Origin of the sequence: Gilliamella sp. B2887, assembly GCF_026537015.1 — a bacterium.
Taxonomy (GTDB): Bacteria; Pseudomonadota; Gammaproteobacteria; order Enterobacterales; family Orbaceae; genus Gilliamella.
Genome location: NZ_JAFNMX010000012.1, coordinates 59,250 through 83,436, shown reverse-complemented (window position 1 = coordinate 83,436; position 24,187 = coordinate 59,250). Strand labels below are relative to the sequence as shown.

The 24,187-nt window shown below is 32.6% G+C and carries 31 protein-coding genes and 3 tRNA genes; 11 read left to right on the top strand and 23 right to left on the bottom strand.

What is annotated here, in order from left to right; translation table 11 throughout:
- Nucleotides 1-91: 91 nt before the first annotated feature.
- The 3 genes from J3U13_RS09835 to J3U13_RS09825 are packed head-to-tail and all read left to right on the top strand — an operon-like array spanning nt 92 to nt 1,686.
- Nucleotides 92-460 (top strand): hypothetical protein, encoded by a 369-nt coding sequence (locus J3U13_RS09835; RefSeq protein ID WP_267341799.1) that lies wholly within the window; start codon nt 92-94, stop codon nt 458-460.
- 4 nt (nt 461-464) lie between these two features.
- Nucleotides 465-1,319: a putative type VI secretion system effector gene (locus J3U13_RS09830; protein WP_267341798.1), complete on the top strand. Its 855-nt coding sequence runs from the start codon at nt 465-467 to the stop codon at nt 1,317-1,319.
- A gap of 4 nt (nt 1,320-1,323) precedes the next feature.
- The gene (locus J3U13_RS09825) at nt 1,324-1,686 is read left to right on the top strand and encodes a hypothetical protein (RefSeq protein WP_267341797.1); all 363 of its coding nucleotides are present in this window, start codon (nt 1,324-1,326) and stop codon (nt 1,684-1,686) included.
- A 273-nt stretch (nt 1,687-1,959) separates the two neighbouring features.
- On the opposite strand, the gene J3U13_RS09820 is transcribed toward J3U13_RS09825, so the two are convergent.
- Nucleotides 1,960-2,046: transfer RNA gene (locus J3U13_RS09820), tRNA-Leu, on the bottom strand.
- 555 nt (nt 2,047-2,601) lie between these two features.
- Between J3U13_RS09820 and J3U13_RS09815 the strand changes: the two genes are divergently transcribed.
- The 8 genes from J3U13_RS09815 (at nt 2,602) to J3U13_RS09780 (ending at nt 8,538) form a co-directional block, all read left to right on the top strand.
- A complete protein-coding gene (locus tag J3U13_RS09815) occupies nt 2,602-2,829 on the top strand; it encodes a hypothetical protein (protein ID WP_267341796.1) in 228 nt (75 codons plus the stop codon).
- 50 nt (nt 2,830-2,879) lie between these two features.
- Nucleotides 2,880-3,917 carry a type VI immunity family protein gene (locus J3U13_RS09810; protein WP_267341795.1) on the top strand — a complete coding sequence of 346 codons (1,038 nt, stop codon included), beginning with the start codon at nt 2,880-2,882 and terminating at the stop codon, nt 3,915-3,917.
- Between the two features lie 865 nt (nt 3,918-4,782).
- A complete protein-coding gene (locus J3U13_RS09805; RefSeq protein WP_267341794.1) occupies nt 4,783-4,983 on the top strand; it encodes a DUF2892 domain-containing protein in 201 nt (66 codons plus the stop codon).
- Between the two features lie 482 nt (nt 4,984-5,465).
- Nucleotides 5,466-6,023, top strand: coding sequence for an HlyD family secretion protein (locus J3U13_RS09800; RefSeq protein WP_267341793.1), 558 nt, complete (start codon nt 5,466-5,468; stop codon nt 6,021-6,023).
- A gap of 66 nt (nt 6,024-6,089) precedes the next feature.
- Complete coding sequence (locus J3U13_RS09795) at nt 6,090-6,524, top strand: HlyD family secretion protein (protein ID WP_267341791.1); 435 nt, start codon at nt 6,090-6,092, stop codon at nt 6,522-6,524.
- 33 nt (nt 6,525-6,557) lie between these two features.
- Nucleotides 6,558-6,869 (top strand): hypothetical protein, encoded by a 312-nt coding sequence (locus J3U13_RS09790; protein ID WP_267341790.1) that lies wholly within the window; start codon nt 6,558-6,560, stop codon nt 6,867-6,869.
- Nucleotides 6,856-7,395, top strand: a complete 540-nt coding sequence (locus J3U13_RS09785; protein WP_267341789.1) for an RNA polymerase sigma factor — start codon at nt 6,856-6,858, stop codon at nt 7,393-7,395. The genes J3U13_RS09790 and J3U13_RS09785 overlap by 14 nt, the downstream gene beginning before the upstream one ends.
- Nucleotides 7,396-8,154: 759 nt before the next feature.
- Entirely contained in the window at nt 8,155-8,538 is a 384-nt protein-coding gene (locus J3U13_RS09780; RefSeq protein ID WP_267341788.1) for a hypothetical protein, read from the top strand.
- Nucleotides 8,539-8,845: 307 nt separating this feature from the next.
- Here the strand turns inward: J3U13_RS09780 and J3U13_RS09775 are convergent, their stop codons facing one another.
- The 22 genes from J3U13_RS09775 to J3U13_RS09670 form a co-directional block, all read right to left on the bottom strand.
- On the bottom strand, nt 8,846-9,328 hold the full coding sequence (locus J3U13_RS09775; protein WP_267341786.1) for a tyrosine-type recombinase/integrase: 483 nt from the start codon (nt 9,326-9,328) through the stop codon (nt 8,846-8,848).
- A 603-nt stretch (nt 9,329-9,931) separates the two neighbouring features.
- Nucleotides 9,932-10,007: transfer RNA gene (locus J3U13_RS09770), tRNA-Gly, on the bottom strand.
- Between the two features lie 18 nt (nt 10,008-10,025).
- Nucleotides 10,026-10,113, bottom strand: a tRNA-Leu gene (locus tag J3U13_RS09765).
- A gap of 224 nt (nt 10,114-10,337) precedes the next feature.
- Nucleotides 10,338-10,892, bottom strand: coding sequence for a CDP-diacylglycerol--glycerol-3-phosphate 3-phosphatidyltransferase (pgsA, locus tag J3U13_RS09760; RefSeq protein ID WP_267341785.1), 555 nt, complete (start codon nt 10,890-10,892; stop codon nt 10,338-10,340).
- Nucleotides 10,893-11,001: 109 nt separating this feature from the next.
- Nucleotides 11,002-12,837 carry an excinuclease ABC subunit UvrC gene (gene uvrC, locus J3U13_RS09755; RefSeq protein ID WP_267341784.1) on the bottom strand — a complete coding sequence of 612 codons (1,836 nt, stop codon included), beginning with the start codon at nt 12,835-12,837 and terminating at the stop codon, nt 11,002-11,004.
- A gap of 1 nt (nt 12,838) precedes the next feature.
- Nucleotides 12,839-13,516: an arginine ABC transporter permease ArtM gene (artM, locus tag J3U13_RS09750; RefSeq protein WP_267341782.1), complete on the bottom strand. Its 678-nt coding sequence runs from the start codon at nt 13,514-13,516 to the stop codon at nt 12,839-12,841.
- 9 nt (nt 13,517-13,525) lie between these two features.
- Nucleotides 13,526-14,257 carry an arginine ABC transporter permease ArtQ gene (artQ, locus tag J3U13_RS09745; RefSeq protein WP_416380579.1) on the bottom strand — a complete coding sequence of 244 codons (732 nt, stop codon included), beginning with the start codon at nt 14,255-14,257 and terminating at the stop codon, nt 13,526-13,528.
- Between the two features lie 132 nt (nt 14,258-14,389).
- Entirely contained in the window at nt 14,390-15,124 is a 735-nt protein-coding gene (locus J3U13_RS09740; protein WP_267341780.1) for a transporter substrate-binding domain-containing protein, read from the bottom strand.
- Between the two features lie 23 nt (nt 15,125-15,147).
- Complete coding sequence (gene artP, locus J3U13_RS09735) at nt 15,148-15,876, bottom strand: arginine ABC transporter ATP-binding protein ArtP (RefSeq protein WP_267341779.1); 729 nt, start codon at nt 15,874-15,876, stop codon at nt 15,148-15,150.
- Between the two features lie 149 nt (nt 15,877-16,025).
- Nucleotides 16,026-16,643, bottom strand: a complete 618-nt coding sequence (locus J3U13_RS09730; protein WP_416380219.1) for an ElyC/SanA/YdcF family protein — start codon at nt 16,641-16,643, stop codon at nt 16,026-16,028.
- 31 nt (nt 16,644-16,674) lie between these two features.
- Nucleotides 16,675-17,364, bottom strand: coding sequence for a CidB/LrgB family autolysis modulator (locus J3U13_RS09725; protein WP_267341777.1), 690 nt, complete (start codon nt 17,362-17,364; stop codon nt 16,675-16,677).
- Nucleotides 17,361-17,816: a CidA/LrgA family protein gene (locus J3U13_RS09720; protein ID WP_267341776.1), complete on the bottom strand. Its 456-nt coding sequence runs from the start codon at nt 17,814-17,816 to the stop codon at nt 17,361-17,363. The genes J3U13_RS09725 and J3U13_RS09720 overlap by 4 nt, the downstream gene beginning before the upstream one ends.
- A gap of 108 nt (nt 17,817-17,924) precedes the next feature.
- Nucleotides 17,925-19,358, bottom strand: coding sequence for an exodeoxyribonuclease I (gene sbcB / locus J3U13_RS09715; RefSeq protein WP_267341775.1), 1,434 nt, complete (start codon nt 19,356-19,358; stop codon nt 17,925-17,927).
- 442 nt (nt 19,359-19,800) lie between these two features.
- Nucleotides 19,801-20,163 (bottom strand): Mor transcription activator family protein, encoded by a 363-nt coding sequence (locus tag J3U13_RS09710; RefSeq protein WP_202114999.1) that lies wholly within the window; start codon nt 20,161-20,163, stop codon nt 19,801-19,803.
- A gap of 3 nt (nt 20,164-20,166) precedes the next feature.
- Entirely contained in the window at nt 20,167-20,673 is a 507-nt protein-coding gene (locus tag J3U13_RS09705) for a hypothetical protein (protein WP_267341773.1), read from the bottom strand.
- A 12-nt stretch (nt 20,674-20,685) separates the two neighbouring features.
- Nucleotides 20,686-21,090: a gp16 family protein gene (locus tag J3U13_RS09700; RefSeq protein ID WP_267341771.1), complete on the bottom strand. Its 405-nt coding sequence runs from the start codon at nt 21,088-21,090 to the stop codon at nt 20,686-20,688.
- Nucleotides 21,091-21,780: a DUF2786 domain-containing protein gene (locus J3U13_RS09695; RefSeq protein ID WP_267341769.1), complete on the bottom strand. Its 690-nt coding sequence runs from the start codon at nt 21,778-21,780 to the stop codon at nt 21,091-21,093.
- On the bottom strand, nt 21,770-21,979 hold the full coding sequence (locus J3U13_RS09690; protein WP_267341768.1) for a hypothetical protein: 210 nt from the start codon (nt 21,977-21,979) through the stop codon (nt 21,770-21,772). Before J3U13_RS09690 ends, J3U13_RS09695 begins: the two co-directional genes overlap by 11 nt.
- Nucleotides 21,972-22,115, bottom strand: coding sequence for a hypothetical protein (locus J3U13_RS09685; protein ID WP_160424299.1), 144 nt, complete (start codon nt 22,113-22,115; stop codon nt 21,972-21,974). The genes J3U13_RS09690 and J3U13_RS09685 overlap by 8 nt, the downstream gene beginning before the upstream one ends.
- Nucleotides 22,116-22,117: 2 nt before the next feature.
- Nucleotides 22,118-22,639: a host-nuclease inhibitor Gam family protein gene (locus J3U13_RS09680; RefSeq protein ID WP_267341767.1), complete on the bottom strand. Its 522-nt coding sequence runs from the start codon at nt 22,637-22,639 to the stop codon at nt 22,118-22,120.
- Nucleotides 22,640-22,658: 19 nt separating this feature from the next.
- Entirely contained in the window at nt 22,659-22,931 is a 273-nt protein-coding gene (locus J3U13_RS09675; RefSeq protein WP_267341765.1) for a hypothetical protein, read from the bottom strand.
- Nucleotides 22,931-24,166: an AAA family ATPase gene (locus J3U13_RS09670; RefSeq protein WP_267341764.1), complete on the bottom strand. Its 1,236-nt coding sequence runs from the start codon at nt 24,164-24,166 to the stop codon at nt 22,931-22,933. Before J3U13_RS09670 ends, J3U13_RS09675 begins: the two co-directional genes overlap by 1 nt.
- Nucleotides 24,167-24,187 lie beyond the last annotated feature (21 nt).

Here is a 24,187-nt window from a genome sequence, read left to right as displayed (position 1 = left end):
CAGCAATAGCCGCTGGTGTATTAAGTTTATTAGCTTATTTATTTTTCTTTATTATGCTTTTAACTGATTTAAATGAAGATTTTTTTTCAATTTGGCTATTTTTACTATATCCACTCTTATTGGTTTTTCTGCTATTTTGATTATGCTTTTTTTCTTAACGGGTGGTCGTTACTCTTTTATCGGTAATCGCATTTTTGCCACATTAGGCTACCCCAAACCTTGGTCTCATGATACGTCAGCTGAACATGAGCGTTTTAAAAAATTAAATCGCTCGGGCGATCCTGAACTGTATGACGATCCGCAAACCCCCGAATTTGAACGCATCAAAATACGAGACGCCAAAGCCACTTATTACTGCCGTACGCCCATTATACCGGATTGGGTCGAGGTGATTGATGAGCGGGGTTTTACGCCAGATATGGATAATCCACCACCCAAATTAAATCACACGGAACAGTAACAGTATGGCTAAACGGTATAGTATTTTAAAAGGCACAGTCAGCCAGCTACAAATTATCGATGACCCAAAAGAGATTGGCTCGAATAATGTCGGCTTAATCGCCATGATAGGGGCGCTAATTACCGGGGCGTTTGGCGTGGCGGCCGCCTTATTGACCACGCTGTCAGTGGGCAGCATTACCTTAGAAGGCAAAAAATTCCGTTGCTATGTGGGGCGTAAATTTGTCGAAGGCAAATTAACCCATATTAGATTTAAAAATGGGGATTATGTGGAAATGGTCGTGGATAAAAGCGATGATGATAACAATTATCAATCGTATGCGGTTCGAATACCGAAAACCCATGCTTTATACTTTCCTCACGCAGTGGATACACCGGCTTTGCTTCGATTAAAATATTGTGCTATAGGGAGTGGCGTATTATGTTTATTAACTTATCTGATTGGTGTGGTTATTGTTTATTTTAGTATGGATAGCGAATTTTTTCTATTTCTATTATTTTATACTTTTACCGCTTTTTTTATGTTTTTTGTTCTTTTAATTATGTTTTTTTTACTAGCGGGTGGTCGTTACTCTTTTATCGGTAATCGCATTTTTGCCACATTAGGCTACCCCAAACCTTGGTCTCATGATACGTCAGCTGAACATGAGCGTTTTAAAAAATTAAATCGCTCGGGCGATCCTGAACTGTATGACGATCCGCAAACCCCCGAATTTGAACGAATCAAAATACGAGACGCCAAAGCCACTTATTACTGCCGTACGCCCATTATACCGGATTGGGTCGAGGTGATTGATGAACGGGGTTTTACGCCTGATATTAATAATCAACCACCCAAATTAAATCACACGGAACAGTAACAGTATGGCAAAACAGTATCGCATTTTAAAAGGCACAGTCAGCCAGCTACAAATCATTGATGACCCAAAAGAGATTGGCTCGAATAATGTCGGCTTAATCGCCATGATAGGGGCGCTAATTACCGGGGCGTTTGGCGTGGCGGCCGCCTTATTGACCACGCTGTCAGTGGGCAGCATTACCTTGCAAGGAAAACATTTTAGTTGCTATGTGGGGCGAAAATTTGTCGAAGGCAAATTAACCCACGTTGGTTTTAAAAATGGCGATTATGTGGAAATGGTCGTGGATAAAATTGATGATAACTTTTATCAATCATATGCTGTAAGAATCCCTAAAACTCATGCTTTATATTTTCCTCTTTTACAATAATTTGGTACAAAAAGATACTTAACTCCACCATTAAATAGGTTGTTATCTTAATATCAAAGACTAGCGTTTATTATTTAGGTATCGATTGGTGGAGTTATTGCTCGTATTATAACAATTATAGGTATTTAATAATATGTTTAGATTTACATATTTTAATATGGGTACCAAAAAAGCATGGTAATTGTATCTTTATGTTTTTTAAACATACAATATAGAATTTGATACTAATTTGTACTGTTTTTAATGTTTATTAAAAGATATTAAAAGTTGAATTGGTGCCAGTGGTCGGACTCGAACCGACACGCTTTTAAGGGCGGCGGATTTTGAATCCGCTGCGTCTACCAATTTCGCCACACTGGCATTAGAAGTGTAAATAAGTAAACGTGGGCATTATACTAAGCTTTGCGATATCTGCAACAATTATTATTGCAAAGTGCTTTGTTTGCCTAAAAATGCATCTATTACCTGAGTTTATATCATTTAGGTTTAATTTTATCGACAACCTTTGGAACAAAAAGATATATAAGAATGTTTTGAATAATGGATTTTATCTATGCGTTTTAGACAGGTAATCGATAAAAAATGAAAGTGCTATTTGAAATTGATATTACAATTTATTGAATCTTATTAATTCTATATTTGTATAAATTTCATCCGAAATATTAAAAACAGTTTAAAATAGTAACATAAAGACATAAAAACGGTTGCAAATTATTCTAAAACGGGTAGTTTATATATTACATTTGTTTGTTTGTTTTTTGTAAGTTTTTCGTAAACTTCCAATGAGATCAATATCAATAGAATTACACCAACTATAATAATCATGTTGTTTAATAAAAATAATTAAAAATTACTATTAAAAAATATATAAATATTAACTCTTACAATATGTAAGGATTATGCAAGGAGAAAGTTATGAAAAATGAATTATTCGAATTCATTAATCAGTTGTACCTAAATTTTATTCATAATCATTATGCTTTAAAAGGTGATGGAATGAATTTAATCCTTTCTTTATTACCTGTTGTTCATAATGAACAACTAAACCGATACTGGTATAACGCTATCATTTATATCAGTGTAGCTAACATTTTATCTGCTAATTCTCAACTCCTTATTACCAATAAAACGTTTCATATGTAATACAACTGGGTATTAACTAATGCAATGTCAAATAAAAATAGGATAAGCAAATGAACGATAAATTGCAGCAACTCTTAGAGGAATATAAATTAAATTATGATAAATTTAATTTTGGTCATTATTTGGATTTTGACCATACCGAAAATGCTTTAAAAATTGGTTTAGTTGGATGCTTTTATTTAAACGAATCTTATAAAACTGAAAAGCGTCAAGCAATTAACCAAGTCCTAGCATTATATGATAAAAATTGGGGAAAAAACCTTAATTATGGCTTTGGGAATGGTGATCCCAATACTTTATATCGTTATCACGCCATCAGTTTAGCTCAAAAAATAATACTTAATAATGGATTTTATGCAGATACTTTAAGTTTTTATTGGAGTAATGTTGATAAACTGTATTTGATCCCTGACTATTTAATTAAAGTTCTGTCAAGATCAGAATTTCTCGAAAAAGAGTATAATACAGTGAGTTATTTACAATTTTATTTGCCGATTTATGAACTAAAAGATTTTGGAGTTGATAAAATAATAGAATTCATCCGACAAGTCAGCCAAATTTTAAAACCTTTACATGGTTTTTTTGGTTTAGGTATAAGACAACGTTATAAATATTATGATTATCAATATTTAGAAGGTGAGTTAGCTCGTAAATATTTAGGTTTAGATATTTCCACTGATGAAGAAGATAAACATTTTAGAGACGGATTTAAAAGCATTAACTGGTTAACTATACTCAGTGAAGAACTTTTTACTGAAAAATTAGGGAGTATCGATGAAGTTAAACAGCAAAATAGTGATGAGGGAGTGATTTTCCATCCCTACACTGGTGGAGTAGTTGTTCAAGCAGGGGAAGTGCCCGAACTTTGTGATATTAGCCATAATCCTTATCCCAAACATTATGTTAATGCTAATGCTTTATTAAAGCCAGCACGTGCGCCAATGATTGCTTCATTTGGTTTTACTTCAAACAACGGTAAAATTCAAGATAGTCAGACTTCTAAAGAATGGCAAGGTCGTTTTGACGATGCCACTCCAACCGATCTTCCAACTGAAGAATCTGAAGATGAGAAAGATGCTGAGCCTTAATACTACTTGGAATGTTTTATAGACATTCTATCTCATTAGTTAAACATATTTTAAATAAAATTATAAATTACCAGACCTTTCACTCTTAACATGAGTTGTTTGTGTGATTGTTGAAAGGTTTTAGGTCGGTATCAACTTGGATTTAATTCTATTTTTATAAATATGGTTATTTTTTTATTGCTATGATATTTATTTCAAAATATTTCAGATTAGCCGTACATTTTAGTAAAAAACGTTTTTTAATTACAAATTCTGGACGTAATAACCTTATTTAAGTAAATAAAAAATGAATTAATATAAAAAGATACTAAATAAACACTTTTAAGCTTTAAGCTCAACTAATCAGCAAAATAAGACGAGATTCTTTTAGCATACATATGTCTTTGTACAATAAATCATACGTTCATAAAAATATTGGCATAATTGATAAAATCCTTAAATAATAGGATCAATCATCTTTATAAGGTAAATGAGAAATTTAGATAATGATTATCGAAGTACTTAAATTAAAAAACGATGCACTTATTTGTGGATATTTAATTGAATCTTAGAGATTACTTGAAAATACCTGATAATGACCTTTCGTTCATTTAAAACTTAAGCATTAATAATTGGAGCGGGAAACGAGGTTCGAACTCAATAATATAACAGATCTTGTATTCTAACTCTGTAATTTCATATCTAAAATCATCTTATTTTTTATCATGATTTATTCTTTGTTTTTCATATAATTAGCATCAAATAAACTTAACTTTATTACTCCTAAAATTTATTTAAATAAATTCTTTGAATCCTTTTTTAACTTTACTGACTCTTTATTAATGCAATTTAGTATTCAATTTAAAAAAATAGAGAGAGGTGAATAATGAGTATTAAAAAAAATGTTCCTAGTCTTGAGCGTGTATGTAGAATTTTTGTTGGTGCATGTATTGCTTGCTTAGGTTTCCTTTTTGCTCCAACTGCTTTAGTTATGTGGATAGCTATAGCGATTGGAGGCGTTTTAACTTGTACTGGAATTACAGGTTTTTGCCCTATGTATTCCATTGCAAAAAGGAAAATCGATTAGAAAAAATCGGACTGTATTTTCCTTGAAGTATAAATAAAGTTCTATTTCACTCAAGGGAATTGCAGACTGAGCTCAATAACTTGGGAGGTGAATATATGTTTCAAAGTAGTTCTGTCACGGTTCATTTGTTCCGAGGATGTCTTGGATTCGGGTTGTTAGGTTTATCTATCTATCTATCTATTTATTCAGGGGCTTTTGTTAACCGTAATATTGGGAGTTATTTCTGCTATTTGTGGATTTTTTGTGTTACGTGGCTGTCCGGCTTGCTGGGTTATAGGTCTCATACTTACCCTCTCTAACTCGGGTAAAACTTGTGAACCATGCACAAAAAAAATAAATGATTTATACATATAAGATAATTTTAGGTTGCATGGTTTTTCTTAGCATGAAATCTAGTAGTTCTAAGAATTATTCCAATGGAACGATACAACCTATTTTTATTCAAAGAAATGAACGTCATAAAAGGATGGTAGAGGTTGCTGATGTCGCAAGAAGATAAGGAAAAATCATTTTTAAATAATATTCGCAAAAATTTGAAAAAATATATTTTTGGTCTGGGGTTAATAATTGGTTGTGTTGTAGTAGTTCGAATGGTTTGGCACGGTTATTTTTTTGAAGAGACAAATAACGCTTATGTTCATGGACATGTAAGTATGGTGTCTACTCGAGTACCTGAAATTATATCTGATATCCTAGTAGAAGATAATCAGAAAGTAAAAAAAGGTGATGTATTAGCTATTTTAGAATCAACAGATCAAAATATTAAAATAGAGCAAATTAAAGCTGAAATAGCGCTAATTGAAGTTCAATACCAACAAATTAGTGCAGAAATTGTTGCACAAAAAGCAGAAGCTGATGCCTTAAAATTTCAAGTAGCGCGATTCATTGCCGAAAAAAAGCGTGCTGAATCTGAGGTTTTTCGTTCAAAAACTTTATATAAAGAAAATAAAAAAGCCATCTCAACAAATGAAATGAATTTAGCCATTGCTGCAAATGATGTTGCTATTGCTGATTTACATGCTGCAATTCAACGGGAATAAGCGGCTAGAGAAAAAGTTGTAGCTCAAGAATATTTTAACAAAGCACAGTTAGAACAAAAAAAGGTCTTGCTTTCACGCCTTAAAGAAGCAGAAGTACAGTTGGGTTATCATAAAATCATTTCTCCAGTTGATGGATATATTGGTAAAAAAAATATTGAAATTGGTAATCGAGTACAACCAGGGCAGCAGTTATTTGCAATTGTACAAGAGGATCGATGGGTTATTGCTAATTTTAAGGAAACACAGTTGGATGGACTTAAAAAAGGACAAGAAGTAACTATCACAATTGATGCTATCCCAAATAAAAAATTTATCGGTGTTATTGATAGCCTCTCTCCTGCTTCTGGGGCTCAATTCTCACTACTCCCTCCCGATAATGCAACGGGCAATTTTACTAAAATTGTACAAAGAATTCCTATCAAAATTACTTTTGTTTCAACCGATATTGAAAGAGTTTTTCTCGGGATGTCTGCAACAGTTGAAATTGATAAACGTCAATAATTTATAAAAAAATAAGGATGATAAGATAATAAGATGCCAACTTTGAAAAAGAATCTTGCCAAAGAAAATATATCAACAGAAAAAGTAAATACTAGAAATTGGATTGCAGTCCTTGCTGCTATTCTTGGTGTCTTTATGGCTATTCTAGATGTTCAAATTACTAATGCTTCTCTCAAAGATATTTTGGGGACGATTTCGGATAGATTTTTTATCAATTGCTTTTTCAGATTCTCAATACTGCTAAGTTTTATATTTCAAAAAAATATAAAATATTTGAATCCTTTTTATCAGACTAAGACTCTTTTATGTACAAGGAGAAAGGAGGGTAGTTATGAAAAAAATTGATGAAAATCTTATTATGCTGGCCCGCTCAGGTGATCAGGTCGCTTTGATTGAATTATTGGAAAAATGCCAACCAGATCTAAATCGTTTTTCGCGAAAAGTTTGCTCTTCAGCAGAGGACGCTGAGGATGCAGTACAAATGGCTCTTTGGATTTTATATAAAAAAATAGAGCTTCTGCGAACAATCTCAGCACTTTCTACTTGGTTGTTTCGCATTGTAGAGCGCGAGTGTTATAAAATCTTTAGATTAAACAAAAATAGTTTACTTATGGACGCAAATGATATGGAAAAGTTATTTGCTGATGGTAACGTTACTAACTCCGAACAATCAATATTGAGGCTCGACTTAAGTAAAGCAATCATTTCCCTTCCTGTTACTTACCGAACAGTATTAATCCTAAGAGATGTCAATGAATTAACAGCGCCAGAGGTGGCTGAAATTTTGGGAATAAGTATTGAAGCAGTGAAAAGTAGGCTGCATAGAGCGAGAAATATTATTCGGAAAAGATTGGAACTTAGTGGACATTAAAGCTAAGAATAATATTCAAAAGTTGATAACTAGGGATTAGTATGTTTGTTATAGGGACGATAAATGAAAAAAATGAATATTCAATAGGATAATGATAATAATATTTGTTCAGAAGTAAAAAATATAGGTAATTTGATCAACTCTTTAGTAAAAGTCATCAAAGAAACTTATGTAGCACCTAATGTTGGTTTAGTACCAGACAATCTTTCTCAGAAAATTTTTATTCCAGGTTCTGGGTTGAATGGTCAGAATTATTGTTTTCTCATCGATATACAAAGTTCAGAAGTGATATGCTGGACAATTAATCAGCATAATTATTTCCAACACATTTATTCTAATATGTTCGGTGTAGATAATATGAAAGCTCCTTGAAATCGAACTCCTCATAATTATATTGAAGTTTCTCATTTTATTCATTCTGCTGAGATCTATAATGATTGGGTTTATGTTAGCTTTTTCATGGAGGATTTATTCTTGGACTTGATATAAATACAGAAAAATACAAAATAATATATAATAAAAGTATTGATTATCACCCAATGTATTCATCAACTCAACGAATCAAAAATGGCAAAATATATTTCAGCCGCTGGCCATCTATTGATACTTTTTATAGAGCAGCGTAAACAAGCAAAAAAGTTGCAATTGAGTGTGGCGTTTATAATATTGAGGATGATCAATTTGACATATTACACCGCTTAAATGGTCCTGATGCGATCCATTTTACAGATACATCTCCAGATGAAGATACTATTTTTCTTGTTGAAATGTCTCAGAGCCAGAATATTCCCTATCTCTTTAGATGATGAATTAGAAACTCTAACAACAAAAAATAAAAAGAAATTTGTTGAAGGCAAACTTAGTTTATCTGAAATGATTTCAATATTCAAAGATGGGAAGCAAATTAATCGTTACTATTTACCTTCTGGACCTGCTGATATCGAGTGGGATGATAAAGAAGATAATATATTTTATTTATTTTCACATAATTTAGTAACAAATAATAAATATCTTTATACATTTGGTAACGCCAAAATTGATAAGTATTATTTAACTGAAGGAAATATTAAGTTAAATAGCCGTTATAGTTTAGGCGGATTATTACGTGGACAATCTTACACTCATAATCAAATTGATAACTGATCTAGGAGTATCTATTTTCTATACTCTTAAACAAAAGTGACGCTTATAAAAAGATATTTTCATCACTTACCTTCATTCATTTGGTGAAGAAAAAATTTCTGGACCAATTACATATGCTTCTATCTTCTCAATGTTATGTCGTGATATGGAGAATAATGATGAAGATTAAAAACTTATTAGCTTTAAAAGATAGACAATTCTATTTTTTTATTAACTTTGCTTTGAGTGAAGGGTGGAATGTAAAGTTATCTTCCAAAGGAAATGTTCAGCTACGGCGTAAAGGTTATGCCAGCATCTATAACGCAGGTTACTTATTAAAAAGACAGCAATATTTGTCAAAAAAATAATGCCAAATTGCATTTTTTAAATTAACCTGCCAAGTTTCTGAAAAACGAAGTTCAACTGTTCGTACTCCTGTAAGTAGTAAGAACTTTAATCCTAACACTGTTACTCTACTTCCTTTATAGTTTGATAATTTACCTAGTAATTCTGGTAATTCATCAACCTGAATAAAAGGATAGCGCTTATTACGACGATAGAGAATCGCTGCATTATCTAAATCAGATGTAGGATTAATTCGTAATTCTTCAGTAATAACAGCGTAACGAAAAATTTCATCTAACCAACTTCTTATTTTCTCGGCTATTGATAATGCTCCACGAGCCTCAACCTTACTTAAGATTGACAATAAATCACTTCTTGTGACATTTTTCAGTGATTTATCTTTTAAGGCAGAAAATATCGCCTTTAAAGGCACGTAGGATCTGTAATTCTGTGCTTCCTCGACCATTGTTCTTTTTTTCTTAGAGGGTTTTGCATTCAATTTTCTCAATTTACATATAAGCCAGTTTTCAGCAAACTCAATAAATGAAACACTTAAATGTTCTTCTGGCGTTATAGAATTAACATATGCTTCATTTTTTTCTAATCTAGGGTCAATATTATTGGATAATTTATTTTGAGCAAAAGAACGTAAATATCTAGCTTTCTTTAGATCCGTTTTTGGATAAGAACCAAAGACATTCTGGTTTGTCTACCATTCTAAGAAAAACGGAATAGCCAATATTTTGAACCGCTAGAATAAATATTAAGAAATACTTCATCTCCATCTTTGAGTGTATATTCTTTTTCTTTGGTTTTGGCTGCTTTGTTTTGAAATCAGATAATAAAGTCATAAAAACGCCTTATGTTATCAATAAATAAATGTAAGGATAGTGAGTCAATATTTTAGATAAACTGTTCAAAAAATATATCTATTACAATAACCTATTTTTTGGACTAATTTTTCACGGAAGACAATGGATTAACTTGTTCTACAGCGGAAAAATAAATCACTGTAAACATTTAAATTCCTAGATTTTCAGGCTTTAATCGATTCCAATGGGGGTTATATTGGAGCGGGAAACGAGGTTCGAACTCGCGACCTCAACCTTGGCAAGGTTGCGCTCTACCAACTGAGCTATTCCCGCGTAAGAAGTGTTTGTTAATGGTGCCCGGGGCGAGACTTGAACTCGCACGGCCAAAAAGGCCGAGGGATTTTAAATCCCTTGTGTCTACCGATTTCACCACCCGGGCTAAAAACAAATTATCAAAAAGTAATTTGCTTTGGATGCTGTGCATTTTACCTATCTTAGCTTTTCAGTCAATAGAAATTTTAAATAAATTGATTGATTGCTTAATGTTTAACTTGTTCATGGTTTAAAGATATTCTTTTACTGATTTAAAGTAGATATGTACCGTTTTATTGGATTGATTGTTATACAATAAAATTACACATGAAAAGTTAAAAAAACATCGTATTACTCTTCATCTAATAGATCATTATGCGCTATCCATAAATATTGCAACATGGATAAGAGGGTTAAAGCTGTAGCAAGTAATAAAGTTATTAAACCTGCATAAATAACAATATCACAAGGACGCCAAAGTAACCAAGTTAATGCAGTCATTTGAGCAATGGTTTTAATTTTACCAATACATGACACAGCAACATGATTACGTTTGCCAATCTCGGCCATCCATTCACGCAAGGCTGATATGATAATTTCACGGGATACAATAATAATTGCTGGAATCGAGATCCACCATGCCTGATAATATTGAGTTATTAATACTAATGCAATTGTTACCATGATCTTATCTGCAACCGGATCCAAGAAAGCACCAAACTTCGTAGTTTGCCCTAGACGGCGAGCAAGATAACCATCAAAAATATCCGTTATCGCTGCGATTAAAAAAATGAGCGCTGAAAAAAAACCAGACCATTCATGAGGTAGAAGATAAAACGTTAATACCAAAAAAGGAATTAAAATGACTCGAAATAGTGTTAAGAATGTTGGTAGGTTAATTTTCATGTGAAATAAGCTCTTTTTTTTATTTTATTAATCAAAGTATTAGTGATAATAAAAAAATAGTGTTCTTTTAATACTTATGTTGCCTGAAATATGTTATTTTTTCAATGTGTTATTGTTGTAAATTTAGATAAATTTTTTCAGCTAATGGTTTAGAAATACCTTGTACTTGAGCTATTTCATCAATACTGGCATTTTTTAACTCTCTTAATCCGCCAAAATGGTTTAAAAGTGCTTTTCGTCTTTTTGCTCCTATACCATTAATGTGTTCTAATGCGCTGTCCGTAAGTTGCTTTGTCCCTTTTTTACGTTGTCCCACAATAGCATGATCGTGAGATGCGTTACGAATTTGTTGGATAAGCAATAGAGCAGGGGAACGATCATCAAGATAATGACCTGTACCATGTGCTTCAAAAAATAGTGTTTCGAGTCCTTCTTTTCTTTCTGCACCTTTAGCTACACCGATTAAAATTGGATGATTTTTATCCCAATTAACATCTAACTGTTCAAATACTTGTAATGCCTGGTTAAGTTGACCTTTACCACCATCAATAAAGATGATATCTGGAACTTTTTCATTAGGCAGATCTTTTTTATTATAACGACGTGTTAAGACTTGTTCCATCGCAGCATAATCATCACCTGGCGTAATACCTGAGATATTATAGCGACGAAATTCAGATTTAACTGGTCCGTTTTCATCAAATACGACACAAGAGGCAATGGTATTTTTACCCATAAAGTGACTGATATCAAAGCACTCCATACGATTGATTTTATCAATCCCTAAAAATGTTTTAAGTGCATCATAGCGTTGTTTTATGGTTGAATTCTCCAATAACTTGTTTTTAACAGCTGTTTGGGCATTGACTGTAGCAATATTAAGTAGTTTTAAATTATCACCTTTAGGTTCATCAACTAATTTAACTTGATGCTGTGCAATGATAGATAAGGTTTCTTCCATTGCTTGTTTATCTGATAATGAAAAATTCAATAAAATCTTTTGAGGAATATTTCTATTTTGATTACCTTGCAAGTAAAATTGACCTAAAAAGGTTTCAATGACTTCTTCTAATTCAGTATTTGATGGCACTTTAGGATAATATGAACGGTGACCGAAGGTTTGTCCATTGCGAATAAATAAAACATAAATACAAGCTAAACCAAACTCATAATGGAATCCAATTACATCAAGATTATCATTATTATTGTATATAGCTTGTTTTTCATTGATATGTTTTATTGCTTGTAGCTGATCTCGTAATGCGGCGGCTTTCTCGAAATTAAGATCATTACTTGCTTTATGCATATCCTCAGTTATTTTTTGTAGAATCTGTTCTGAGCGTCCAGACAAAAATAATCTAACATAATTAACTTGTTCATTATAATCTTCGTCACTGACTAATCCTGATACACATGGTCCTAAACAACGTTTAATTTGGTATTGTAAACATGGACGTGTACGATTGCGATAAGTGCTATCCAAACATTGTCTAATTGGAAAGGTTTTTTGTAGCAGGGCTAAAATCTGTTTAACTGCATATCCACTTGGATAAGGTCCAAAAAACTCATCTTTTTTTCGATTAATTGCACCACGGTAAAGTGACAATTGTGGATGACGTTCTTTACTAAGCTTTATAAATGGATAACTTTTATCGTCTTTTAATAATACATTATAACGAGGTTGATATTTTTTAATGTAAGTTTGTTCAAGTAATAAAGCTTCAGTTTCGGTGTTGGTAATGGTAAATTCAACATGATGGATATGACTGACTAGCCTATCGGTCTTAAGCGTTTTTTTGCTACTGTTGAAATAGCTTTTTAATCGGTTGTAGAGATCTTTGGCTTTACCCACATAAATAATGGTCTGTTTATCATTGAACATTTGATAAATACCAGGTTTATGTGGGACTGTTTTTAAAAATGATGTTGAATCAAATTGGCTCATATTAGTTTTCAAATGTGAGGGCTTTTTTCTCTATTATCCTCATAATGGTGCTTAAAAGCCCATTTATCAAGAGGTAAACTGACCCTGCAACGACAAAAATTGAAAAATCGTAATAATCTCCATTTAGTTGATTGCTATATCCCATAATATCCATAACCGGAATCATAGAAGCTAAAGCGGTGCCTTTTACTACAAAAACCACTTCATTAGAATAAGTAGAAAGTGCTCGTTTTAATGCATAAGGCATAATAATTTTTAATGTTTGTATTTTATTCATACCTAAAGCTTCACACGCTTGCCACTGACCTTGTGGTACAGATTTTAAAGCTCCATAAAATATTTGCGTAGTATAGGCAGCGCTATTAAGTGTTAATGCAAGATAAGCACAGAACCAAGGTGAGGAGATAATCTCATAAAATGTTGGTACTTTACTTAAAACATCGCCAAATTGTGATGGTCCATAGTAGATTAAAAATAGCTGAACTAATAGCGGTGAACCAGTAAATATAATAATATAGGCACGTATAATTTTTTTAATTAAACAAGAATTTATTGACAATAAGCAAGAAAAGATAACCGCTAGGAGTCCTGCTGAAATAATGCCTAAAATACCTAAACTTAAGGTATCAGGAAGTCCTTGTAAAATGACTTTAAGATAGTAAATAAAATTATCAAACATAACGTGACCTTATAAACTCTTAGCGGATTTTGGTTGTTCAAAATAGGTTGAGCGCTTTTCGATTCGCGTAATAACCTTTTGGCTTAAAATAGAAATTATTAAATAAATAAGCATCGCAATGAAATACCATAGAAAAGGTTGATTGGTCCGAGCGATGATGGTTTTTGTTTGCATCATCAAATCATCGATGGCAATTGCTGAAACTAACGCGGTATCTTTTAATAAAATCAACCATTGATTGCTCAAACCAGGTAAAGCATGACGCCACATTTGCGGCAGAATAATTCGAAAGAACGTTCGCGCTTTGCTCAATCCCAATACTTGTGCCGCTTGCTTTTGACCATTTGAAATTGCTTTAAAAGCGCCGCGTAATGTTTGAGATGCATAAACAGCATAAAGTAATGAAAGTGCAGTTACACCACATAAAAATGGATCGGGTTTAGTGTTTGCTATATCGATTTGCACCGTAAATGAAGTAAATCCAAGTGAAATTGCTATGCCATCATCTAATGACATCAATAATAATGGTAGTCCAGTATAAATTGCCACCACAATTAATAATTCGGGTAGGGCACGGATAGTCAAATTAAATAAGGACATTAACCATGCAACGGGTTTAAAAGGAGCAGATTCTAACAGCGTAAAGATAAAGGCAAATATGATGCCGACAATTAATGACACAAAGGCTAATGATAATGTGATTGACGTTGCTTGCACTAATGGCAAGATATATCCGTCCATCGAAGATAGAATCCAGTTTGTTCCGTTGGATAGAAAGTCTGACATAAAAAAACCGTATTTAAATTAAAAAAATAAATTCGCCGCAGTGTTTGCGGCGAGATCATAAAGGCATTAAGAATTAAATTTTAACGACTAATTATTAAACCATTTTTTATAAATAGCTTCTAATTCTCCATTTGCTTTTAGCTTATCGATTGCTTGATTGAATTTTTCACGAAGTTCATCATTACCTTTACGTAAAGCGATGCTTAAACCCTCACCAAAAAATTCATGATCAGTAATCTTATCACCTAATGGTACAATTTCGGTATCTTTTCCTAACCAGTCACTTGCTACGAATGAACTTGCAACAATAGCATCAATACGTTTAGCTTTTAAATCAAGAAATGCAAATTGGTAACTATCATAACTAACAGGTTTAATATCAGGGAATTTTTCATTCAAATATTTTAAATAAGTCGTACCTTTTTGAATACCAACACGTTTTCCTTTAAGTTGTTCTAAACTGGTTAGGGTATCTTTTAATGTAATAAATTGAATTGAACTATCATCGTAATATATTTTAGTAAAATCAATTTGTTTTTGTCTTTCAGCTGTGACATCTATACCAGCAATTGCTGCATCAATTCGTCGAGTTTTTAAACTAGGAATTAAACCATCAAACGACTGGTTAACAATTTTGCAAGAAACATTCATTTCACTACAAATTTTGTTAATGATATCAATATCAAAACCTACAATTTCATTTTTATCATTAGTAAATTCAAAAGGTGCATAAGTTGCTTCTGTACCGATGATAAGGTTTTCGGCAGCTTGAGCAACAAATGTTGCACTTGCTAATAAAACGGCTAATAATGTTTTCTTCATATTTTCACCTAATTAGATATTATTTAATGTGATAAATAAGCTTTAAATTCTTTGGTTTTAGGATGCGCAAAGCATTCTAATTGTCCTTGCTCAATAATTTTACCGTGTTCCATATAAATCACTTGTGAAGCAACTTTACGAGCAAAATCCACTTCATGTGTAACTATAATTTGTGTAATTCCTGTTTGTGATAATTCATTAATAATATCTGCTATTTGCGATGTAATAGCAGGATCTAATGCTGCTGTTGGCTCATCAAACAATAAGATTTGTGGCTCCATCATCAATGCTCTAGCTATAGCTACACGTTGTTGTTGTCCTCCTGAGAGATGAAGAGGATAGCGGTGTGCCATATCATCGATTCGCAAACGTTTTAAAATTGACATTGCTTTGTCACTGGCCTCATTTTTTGATATTTTTAATACTTGACAAGGCGCTTCAATTAGATTTTCAAGTACTGTTAAATGCGGCCATAAATTATAATTCTGGAAAACCATACCAACATTTTTACGAAGTAAACGAATTGTTGATTCATTGATTTTTTTTGAGAAATCAAAATGAGAGTCAGCAATGGTCATTTCGCCAGATGTTGGAATTTCAAGTAAATTAAATACTTTTAATAAAGAGCTTTTTCCTGCACCACTCTGACCAAGTAATACGATGGTTTCACCCAGTGGATAGCATAACGAAACATCATTTAAAGCCTGATGAGAACCATAAAAGCAATTAATATGGTTTAGTTCAATATTCATTCTTCATTTTCTTAAATTTAAATTGACTAAATATTACTTTTTTTTGCATAAAAATGCAATCTAATTTATGAGACAATAATTTTAACCGTTTTTTTATTGAAATGTACCCTTAATCTGAAACTTTTTTACAAAAAATAAATTAGTGAAAATTATTGATTATTGGATATGATTGGAATTACAGGACCAAGATATTTTGGTTCTTTAGTAAGAATATAAAGGTCAATAAAGGCACTGACACGAGCAAATATTTCACGGATACGGACAAATTTCATACTTTTAGGGGATGGAACTGCAAAGCATTGTGCCTGTATTCCTTGTTCAAGTGCAATAAAAATTGCACGTTCGCAATGAAACTCTTGAGTAATAATTGTGAAATCATTTGTATCAAAAACTTTATTAGCACGAACAATTGAATCAAAAGTTCTAAAACCTGCGTAATCAAGAACAATCGATTTTCTAGGAATGCCAGCTTTAATTAAATCTTTCTGCATAGTGATTGGTTCATTATAGCTTAATAGAGCATTATCTCCACTAAGTAAAAGATAATCTACTTTACCTTGCCAATAAAGATCGATTGCTCCATCGATGCGATTCCGATAAAATCCATTCAATCCACCACCACGAACATATTTGGATGTTCCAAGTACTACACCAACAGCACGATAAGGTAGTTTATTCTCATCGTGATAAATATAAGGTGCCGTTTTATAGCTGATCCAATAGTCAAGAATAAGAATCGCAAATATTGTAATCAAGCACAAACCCATAAAACAAGCTGAAAGCTTTTTTAAATTCATGCTAAAACCAATCAAAAATAAATATCATTATTGGAAATAAAAAAGGTGCTGTCAATGATGTCATAATACCACATAAAACAAGTGATAAGGAACTATAGGCTCCTTCGTTATAATCAACTTCAATGCAACGAGCTGTTCCAACAGCATGCGAAACGGCTCCTATAGCAAGCCCTCGAGCAGAAGCGGAATTTATTTTAACAAGATTCAATATTTGATGCCCAAAAATTCCACCTAATGTACCTACTAATATTACACATAATGCCGCTATAGAGGGCACACCTCCTTGATCTGTAGCAATCGTTACTGCAATGGCAGTAGTTACTGATTTGGGTAAAACTGAGGCGGCAATGGTGTTATTACCACCTAACCAAAATGCAATACAAACACCAGTTATCATTGAAGAAATTGACGCAGTAAATGTGATAAACATTATCGATTTCCAACGAGCTTTAATTTGAGGAATAAGTTCATATAAAGGATAGGCAAGAGCTACAACTGAATAAGGCAACAAATCATTAATAATTTGTACGTTTGATACGTATTGCGCATAACTGGTTTTAGTAATTAATAAAATTGGAATTAAAACAATAACCGATATAACTAATGGATTAAATAAAGGATTTTTTAATTTAAATGAAATTCTACGAATAATGAGAAATACACAAATTGTTAATGGTAGCATCCATATCATGGTTGCTTCTCCTGATCTTTAGATAGAATTTTTTTACTTTTTAGAGTCATTTTTGGGAAGTTTTCGGTTAGAAGAGCAGTGAAAATTAATACAATAATTGATCCACCTACACTACTAAAAATAATGGGGATCCAGTTCTCTAATAAAAGTGAATAATTATCCATTATGCCCATTGCAGCAGGAATGAAAAGAATTGTCATATAACGCATAAATAGATTACAGCTGTTTTTGATCCAACATGTAGGGATCAATTGAAATGCAAGTAAGAAAAATAGAAGTAGCAAACCAATAATACTGCCAGGAATCATTATCGGTATTATTTTTGAGATTATATTACCTAGCCATAAACAGAAAGTAAGAATAATCAATCCTCGACCATAGCTAAAAAGCGTATAATACAAAGAATAAAGTCGATGCTTTATTGTAGCGTGTTTGGCTAAAAAATGTTTCATAATATGATATATGCTAAATATTTCAAACTTTAATTATGATGATAATTTCTATCTGTCATTCCAATGATATTAATAGAATCGACCATATCATACGCCCGTCAAATTCAATTATCCAACTAAATAATGACAATAGTTATAAAGTTGTTTAATAATTGCTAATTTTTCAGGTTGTTGAACATACATTTCAGCCAATAATTCTAAACTTAATAAATAATCTTGGATTTTGAGTGTATTAAGTTTATCTCGACAATAGTTAAGCCAAATTGTTTGTTCTCGCTCGGTCAATGCTTGCGGATAGTTTCGAGCTTTATATCTAAAAAATAGAGTAGTCAAACGAGGATCATCAAATGCTAAAGAGAGACTATCTAATAGCTGTGTAGGCGTTGTTCGAATCGTTTCACAGCGTAATTTATCTTGATTATTGAAAAAGCCTTTGTAAATTTGAGTATCTACATCTGAATTATTTGGATAATCATTATTAACATTAAATAATTCTTGCATTTTATTCTGAAGTAATTTCTGATTTTTTTGTAACTTTTGTTGATTAATCAAACATTGTTCTACATCAAGACTTAATCGCTTTGCATTTTCAGGTAACAAGGTTCTTAGTGGAGCGACAATAGGGCATTTATTTGTATGAATTAACTTTAATGGAATTCGTGACTCTCCAAGCTCAAGATCTTCCGTCTTTGTATACAGTTTTTCTTTTATTTGTTCAACGGGTAAATTAATAAGAAGGTCAATATCACCTGCTAAATCACATAGAACAGCTGCATTATTTTGTAATGGATGCCAAATTATTGGAGCAACTAATGATAGATTACCTCGATAACTACCCAGCATGCCTGATACATGAACAATAGGGGTCATGTTGACAACATCAATAAGTTCAGCAACTTTATTTTTATTACGTAAAAAGAAAAAATAATTAAATAATTTGCTCTGTTTTTCTTTTATAAGCTTAGCCATAGCAATGGTTGCATAAACATCAGACATAGCATCATGAGCATGCTCATGCTCAATATTATTTGCTTGAGTCAGTTGTTCCAAACGAAAGCTAGGTAGCCCATTATCGTTAGTTGGCCAATTAATACCGTCTGGTCTTAAAGCATAACAAGCCCTAACAACGTCAAGAAGATCCCACCTCGAATTACCGTTTTGCCAGCTATATGAATAGGGATCGTAAAAGTTACGATATAAAATATTACGAGTAACCTCATCATCAAACCGAATATTGTTATATCCTAAAATACATGTATTGGGTTCACTAAAAGCTTGATAAATTTGTTTGGTAAATTCAGCTTCACAAACGCCATTTTGATTTGCTTTCTGAGGTGTAATACCAGTAATTAGTACAGCTTCGGGATTTGGTAAATAATCTTGAGCAATTTGACAATAAATAACTAAAGGATCTTCAATGATATTTAAATCATTGTCAGTTCGAATCCCCGCAAATTGAGCTGGGCGATCCAAAGCTGGATTAATACCAAAAGTTTCATAATCATGAAAGTAAAAAGTTGGTTGCTCGACGTTATTTTTCATTGTTTAATTATGTTTTTGCTTGTTATCTGTAAAACGTGTTAGCACAAAGGTTTTAAACTATTTTGTACAGATTGAGTACATAATTTTGTTTTTAAATGTGTACAAAATATAATTATGGCTCTCAGTGATACAAAATTAAGAATACTTTTTAAACAAACCTAATATTGGTTTGCTATACCCTATTTATGGCAATGATTTTGGTGTAAGAATATCACAAAAAGAGACAATTGCCTTTCAATTTTAGTATAGATGTAATGTTAACGATTTAATTTTAATCCATGAATAATGTTCATTATTGAAATAGAACATGATAAATAATAACAGAATGATGAGATAAATGGGATATAACAAAATAAACAGGGAAATAATGAAATTGTTTTTTGAAAAAGTGTTACAAGATATGAAATAAAAAATTGCCTAAAAAATTTTGCTCTAAAATTAATTAGGCGTCATTAAAATCAAACAATGTTGGTTGTTTTTCTTTTATCATTCGTTTATGAACTCGGTCGATTACTTTTCTGATACCTCGTTCTGTCATTTTATATTTTTGACTTAGTTCTGCGTAGTTATTGCCTTTAAATGCGTCATAGATTTGCAAGTCTCGTTGGTTTAGTTTAAATCTGTAGTCGCGTGGAAACGTAATGTTCTGACCGCCGAACAGTTCTGAAATTGTATTTGCAATACTATCGCCAAGATGAACCGCAATATCTTCAGGTAGACCATAATCCATGGCTTCATTAGCCACAGATAATGATATATGCGTTAGTAGTTCATGACGTTTAATAGATATTGCAGACTTGGTCATAATTTACGCTCCTGTTTTCTTCTTATACCAATCTAGTGCGCCTGGTATATTTTTTTCTAATTTACTAAAGTCAACACCAGCCCTATACATCTGTTCAAAATACTCTTCATTACTGCTACGAGCGGGTTTGTCTTCTTCTTTATGTTCAACGTACGCAAATAAATGTTTAGTAGAATCATAAACTGACTTTAGATAATTATGATTTTTAAACGGTTTGTACTCACTAGTTAAACGCTTAGCGTGAATATTATTAACCGTTTCCCGTAGCGCGTGTGCTAGATGCCTACTTGGTTGAAAAAGTTGTAGTACCTCATTTATTAAATTTACCGCTCGTGAGTTACTCAAATTTGATTTTTGAGTACGAAACAAACCAATATAGGCAATCATCGGCTTAGCACAGCCATAGTTTAAATTACTTACTAATATAAGTAGTTCTCTGCCTGAATCATCCTCTACCAATGCTTCTAAATTAATTTCATTATGACAAATTGGGCAACGTTTTAATTTCATTTTTATTCCTTGTTACGTGACGCGTTCTAGCCAACTTTTTAGGCTTTCAATTACAACCATTGCTTGTTTTTGAGTAATCCAATCCATCACTTCAACACCAGTAATACGTTTTACATAAGAATTGATAGCTTTTTCAGAACGATTTTTGATTTCACCTGCATCAGCTAGCTCTAGCCATAATGAGCGTATTTTTTTATGAACTGGTTCTGTAGCAGTTATCTTCCCTGTTTTTTTTGATGATTTAACTTTAAAACCTTTTGATTTAAGGTGATTTAGAATTTTTTCCAGTTCCCAAACTGTCATATCCTTGGTACTAGTTTTTTTAGTTATATTCATTAATAGATGACGATAGGTATCGTCATCAAGATTAAGTTGAGATTTTGCAATATGAATCAGCTTGATATATTTAGATTTCATCTATTTACCCCTTATTAATGATGGAGAATAACCTGAATTTGATACACCATGATTCAATTGAGCGGTTTTACCTTGTAAGTAACCAATAAATTGTGAAGAATCTGAACCATTACACTTTTTAGCATCTCTAACCTTAGCTGGCGATAACTCTTTTGTCTTTCTATATTCAGCTAATAGATTTAGTTCCTCATCAGTCATTGCAAAATCTTCAATTAATTGATAAACACCATTAACCCAGCCAACACAGAACGCATCAGCTCGGTTAATTTTAGTGATTTTTTTACAATTACCATTTTGTTGCGATAAGAATTCTTTCCGAGCTTTAACTAATTGAACACTTAAAACGTCAAAGGTATAAGCGGCTAATTGTGGTCGTTCCCTTAGTCCATAAAATGAAACCTTTCGTTTATTGTTTTCCCGAGTAAAATAAGCTCGCACGCCAAATGCGCTTGAAATGATACTTACTAATATTGAAAAATATCTTGGTGGTTTCTCTGCATTTGAAGGGGCATGTTTTGACACATGTTCCTCAATTTCAGATAATTCCACATCTTTATTACTGATATTATGTTTTACCATCAATTTGATGGCTTGATTCATAGCAATAGCAGCTTCGTTGGGATTTGTTGATTTTGCTAACGCTAAAAGTTTTTTGATTTTTTCAATATACTTTTCATTATTATTTGTCATAAAAACACCTTAAAAAACTAACAAAACGCTGTTTTAATGTTTTAGCTGATTTTAATTTTACATATTCAGCATAAAGTTCATCGTACAGCTTTCCATCAACATAACCCTGACCAGTTACTTCACGCATAAATGAATGTTCATGGCTGATTGAAATATAATGGTCGGGCATATAACGTTTAGGGCTAGAAAATTTACCCATTAGCTAATTCCTCTAGCTCGTCAATGATGCGATCCGCTTCAAATTCAGATAAACCATACTCTTTACAGTGAACTATAAAATTAGCTGTCTGGCTTAATATAAATTGATGCAAAATATAAAAATCTTGTGTTTGCATGATTAGATAACCTCCTGTTCAAAAGGCACTATCGCAAAATCTTCTACATCTTTTTTAATGGTAATACCTGGCACATGAGCGACAACGTTTGGTTCATTCAAAATAGCTTCTTTATTAACTTCTTCTTTTGTACGAATAAATCGTTCCAGTTTTAGCTTTTTTAGTGTTTCTATAACCGTTTCTAAACCACGAATAACACACGACGGTGGGCGGTTACGCCATTGCACTTCACCAGTAACTAAATTGGCTGATTTAACTTTACCATTGTTTGTTAAAACATCACGGTTTGCTTCGCACCAAATTTGGATACCTTTTTGTATTTCTGTCGCCTTCTTTTTTAACACTTCAATACTTGATGAATAACTTTCTGTAATATCTGCAATTTTGTCGTTCATTTCGGTTTCTAATCGGATTAATTCACGCTGTATATCGCCCAAATATTTAATAGCTTCTGATGCTTGTTCTTTAGATTGCACAACATAGATTGATGCGGTAGCTTTAATACGTTTTTTAGTCTTTATCATTTCTATAGCTCCTATTCGATTAATGCAAGCGACTAATATCACGTTCTTTCCATATAACTCGACAGCCATTTAATTCAAACTGCCCAAATCGATAGTGCCCTTCGTGTCGATAATACGTTGCTTGACCAGCATCTATATATTTATTGCACTTAGGGTGATGCTCAATTTCAATAGTTGGCTTTGAAAGTGAATCATGATAAAAACCAATGACAGTTAATTCTTCATTAGATAATATATTTACAGCCTTATTAACCGCATTGATGTTATTACTGATTAGTTGGTTCTTTTTCATCAGATATCTCCTCGATCTTTGATACACTCAACAATTATTTCACCTGTAACTTTTGGCGCACCAATGCGTGCAGCTAGATTTAATGCGTTAGAAACAAGGTTATTTACTGCTAATGGATAGCATAATGATCGCACTTGTTTTTCACCTCGACGTGTTGTTGCAACACGTAACCGATTGATGATTTCAGTAAATGCAGATGAATCAAATAATGTTGTATAGTCCATATCAACACGTGAAAATTTATGCTTGATATATTCTTCAACTTTAAAATCAAGTGGTTTTAAGTTCACAACTTCGCAGCGTTGCACAACTTCACGAACCTCTGGGTTATACTCTGATAGTTTTGTTTGTAGCTCTGTTTGTCCAATTAGAATTATTGATAGTAATTTTTTAAAACCTTCTTGCAGTTCATAAAATCGCTTTAGATGCTTTAGCGTTGGAATTGGTAATCCGTGTGCTTCTTCAATAATTAACAGATGTTTACGACCTGATAGCGCACTATTTTTCAGTAATTCGTGCATTTGCCTTGCACGGGCTTCTGCACTACGTTTTGGTTTAGCTTGGGGGTTGATAGCGCTTATAATTGCACTACTTATATCCATACTTTTGAGCGATTTTCCTTTAACCTCATTGTCTTCTAAACCTAGTACATACGGCTCGATAACAGTTATTGGCTCATGATTAATATTGATCCAATCAATTAAATCATGTCGCAATGTCGATTTACCGCTTCCCGATTCACCTATCACTGACAGCATTCCACCATGCTTGGCTGTTTGACGCATTGCTGCACGAACGTAACGGATATCATCAGATAGATAAACATCAGCGTCTTCGGTCATTTCGTCAGTGAACGGGTCACGAGGAATGCGAAAATGTGCACGCGCATCTCGATTTATAGTTTGTTTTCGTAGTAACATATAGGCTGACTCCTTTGTTAAATGTTCATTTTCATTTGAGTCAACTGGCACAGCGTCGTCCGCCAAGATTTCGGCTGTGTCAGTTTCTTCTTCAAAAATATTTAGTAAATAATCATTGCTTAAACCTAATTTTATTAATGCCTTTTCAATCTTCTGCTTTAGTTCTTCATGTTTAATAGAGCGTGGCCAAATATTGTGATTAACGAGCTGGCTAATTACTGCTTGGCTGATTGAATTGCCTTTATAATCAATATGTTTAGCGAGTTGCGCCTGTTTGATATTGAATTGCTTCATTACGCTTTTTAATTTCAACATTATTTAACACTCCTAAAACCT

Coding starts and splice junctions, on each gene's coding strand:
- J3U13_RS09830 (WP_267341798.1), top strand. CDS start 465: ATGGCTAAACGGTATAGTATTTTAAAAGGCACAGTCAGCCAGCTACAA.
- J3U13_RS09825 (WP_267341797.1), top strand. CDS start 1,324: ATGGCAAAACAGTATCGCATTTTAAAAGGCACAGTCAGCCAGCTACAA.
- J3U13_RS09815 (WP_267341796.1), top strand. CDS start 2,602: ATGAAAAATGAATTATTCGAATTCATTAATCAGTTGTACCTAAATTTT.
- J3U13_RS09810 (WP_267341795.1), top strand. CDS start 2,880: ATGAACGATAAATTGCAGCAACTCTTAGAGGAATATAAATTAAATTAT.
- J3U13_RS09805 (WP_267341794.1), top strand. CDS start 4,783: ATGAGTATTAAAAAAAATGTTCCTAGTCTTGAGCGTGTATGTAGAATT.
- J3U13_RS09800 (WP_267341793.1), top strand. CDS start 5,466: ATGTCGCAAGAAGATAAGGAAAAATCATTTTTAAATAATATTCGCAAA.
- J3U13_RS09790 (WP_267341790.1), top strand. CDS start 6,558: ATGCCAACTTTGAAAAAGAATCTTGCCAAAGAAAATATATCAACAGAA.
- J3U13_RS09785 (WP_267341789.1), top strand. CDS start 6,856: ATGAAAAAAATTGATGAAAATCTTATTATGCTGGCCCGCTCAGGTGAT.
- J3U13_RS09775 (WP_267341786.1), bottom strand. CDS start 9,328: ATGGTCGAGGAAGCACAGAATTACAGATCCTACGTGCCTTTAAAGGCG.
- pgsA (WP_267341785.1), bottom strand. CDS start 10,892: ATGAAAATTAACCTACCAACATTCTTAACACTATTTCGAGTCATTTTA.
- uvrC (WP_267341784.1), bottom strand. CDS start 12,837: ATGAGCCAATTTGATTCAACATCATTTTTAAAAACAGTCCCACATAAA.
- artM (WP_267341782.1), bottom strand. CDS start 13,516: ATGTTTGATAATTTTATTTACTATCTTAAAGTCATTTTACAAGGACTT.
- artQ (WP_416380579.1), bottom strand. CDS start 14,257: ATGGACGGATATATCTTGCCATTAGTGCAAGCAACGTCAATCACATTA.
- J3U13_RS09740 (WP_267341780.1), bottom strand. CDS start 15,124: ATGAAGAAAACATTATTAGCCGTTTTATTAGCAAGTGCAACATTTGTT.
- artP (WP_267341779.1), bottom strand. CDS start 15,876: ATGAATATTGAACTAAACCATATTAATTGCTTTTATGGTTCTCATCAG.
- J3U13_RS09730 (WP_416380219.1), bottom strand. CDS start 16,643: ATGGGTTTGTGCTTGATTACAATATTTGCGATTCTTATTCTTGACTAT.
- J3U13_RS09725 (WP_267341777.1), bottom strand. CDS start 17,364: ATGATATGGATGCTACCATTAACAATTTGTGTATTTCTCATTATTCGT.
- J3U13_RS09720 (WP_267341776.1), bottom strand. CDS start 17,816: ATGAAACATTTTTTAGCCAAACACGCTACAATAAAGCATCGACTTTAT.
- sbcB (WP_267341775.1), bottom strand. CDS start 19,358: ATGAAAAATAACGTCGAGCAACCAACTTTTTACTTTCATGATTATGAA.
- J3U13_RS09710 (WP_202114999.1), bottom strand. CDS start 20,163: ATGACCAAGTCTGCAATATCTATTAAACGTCATGAACTACTAACGCAT.
- J3U13_RS09705 (WP_267341773.1), bottom strand. CDS start 20,673: ATGAAATTAAAACGTTGCCCAATTTGTCATAATGAAATTAATTTAGAA.
- J3U13_RS09700 (WP_267341771.1), bottom strand. CDS start 21,090: ATGAAATCTAAATATATCAAGCTGATTCATATTGCAAAATCTCAACTT.
- J3U13_RS09695 (WP_267341769.1), bottom strand. CDS start 21,780: ATGACAAATAATAATGAAAAGTATATTGAAAAAATCAAAAAACTTTTA.
- J3U13_RS09690 (WP_267341768.1), bottom strand. CDS start 21,979: ATGGGTAAATTTTCTAGCCCTAAACGTTATATGCCCGACCATTATATT.
- J3U13_RS09685 (WP_160424299.1), bottom strand. CDS start 22,115: ATGCAAACACAAGATTTTTATATTTTGCATCAATTTATATTAAGCCAG.
- J3U13_RS09680 (WP_267341767.1), bottom strand. CDS start 22,639: ATGATAAAGACTAAAAAACGTATTAAAGCTACCGCATCAATCTATGTT.
- J3U13_RS09675 (WP_267341765.1), bottom strand. CDS start 22,931: ATGAAAAAGAACCAACTAATCAGTAATAACATCAATGCGGTTAATAAG.
- J3U13_RS09670 (WP_267341764.1), bottom strand. CDS start 24,166: ATGTTGAAATTAAAAAGCGTAATGAAGCAATTCAATATCAAACAGGCG.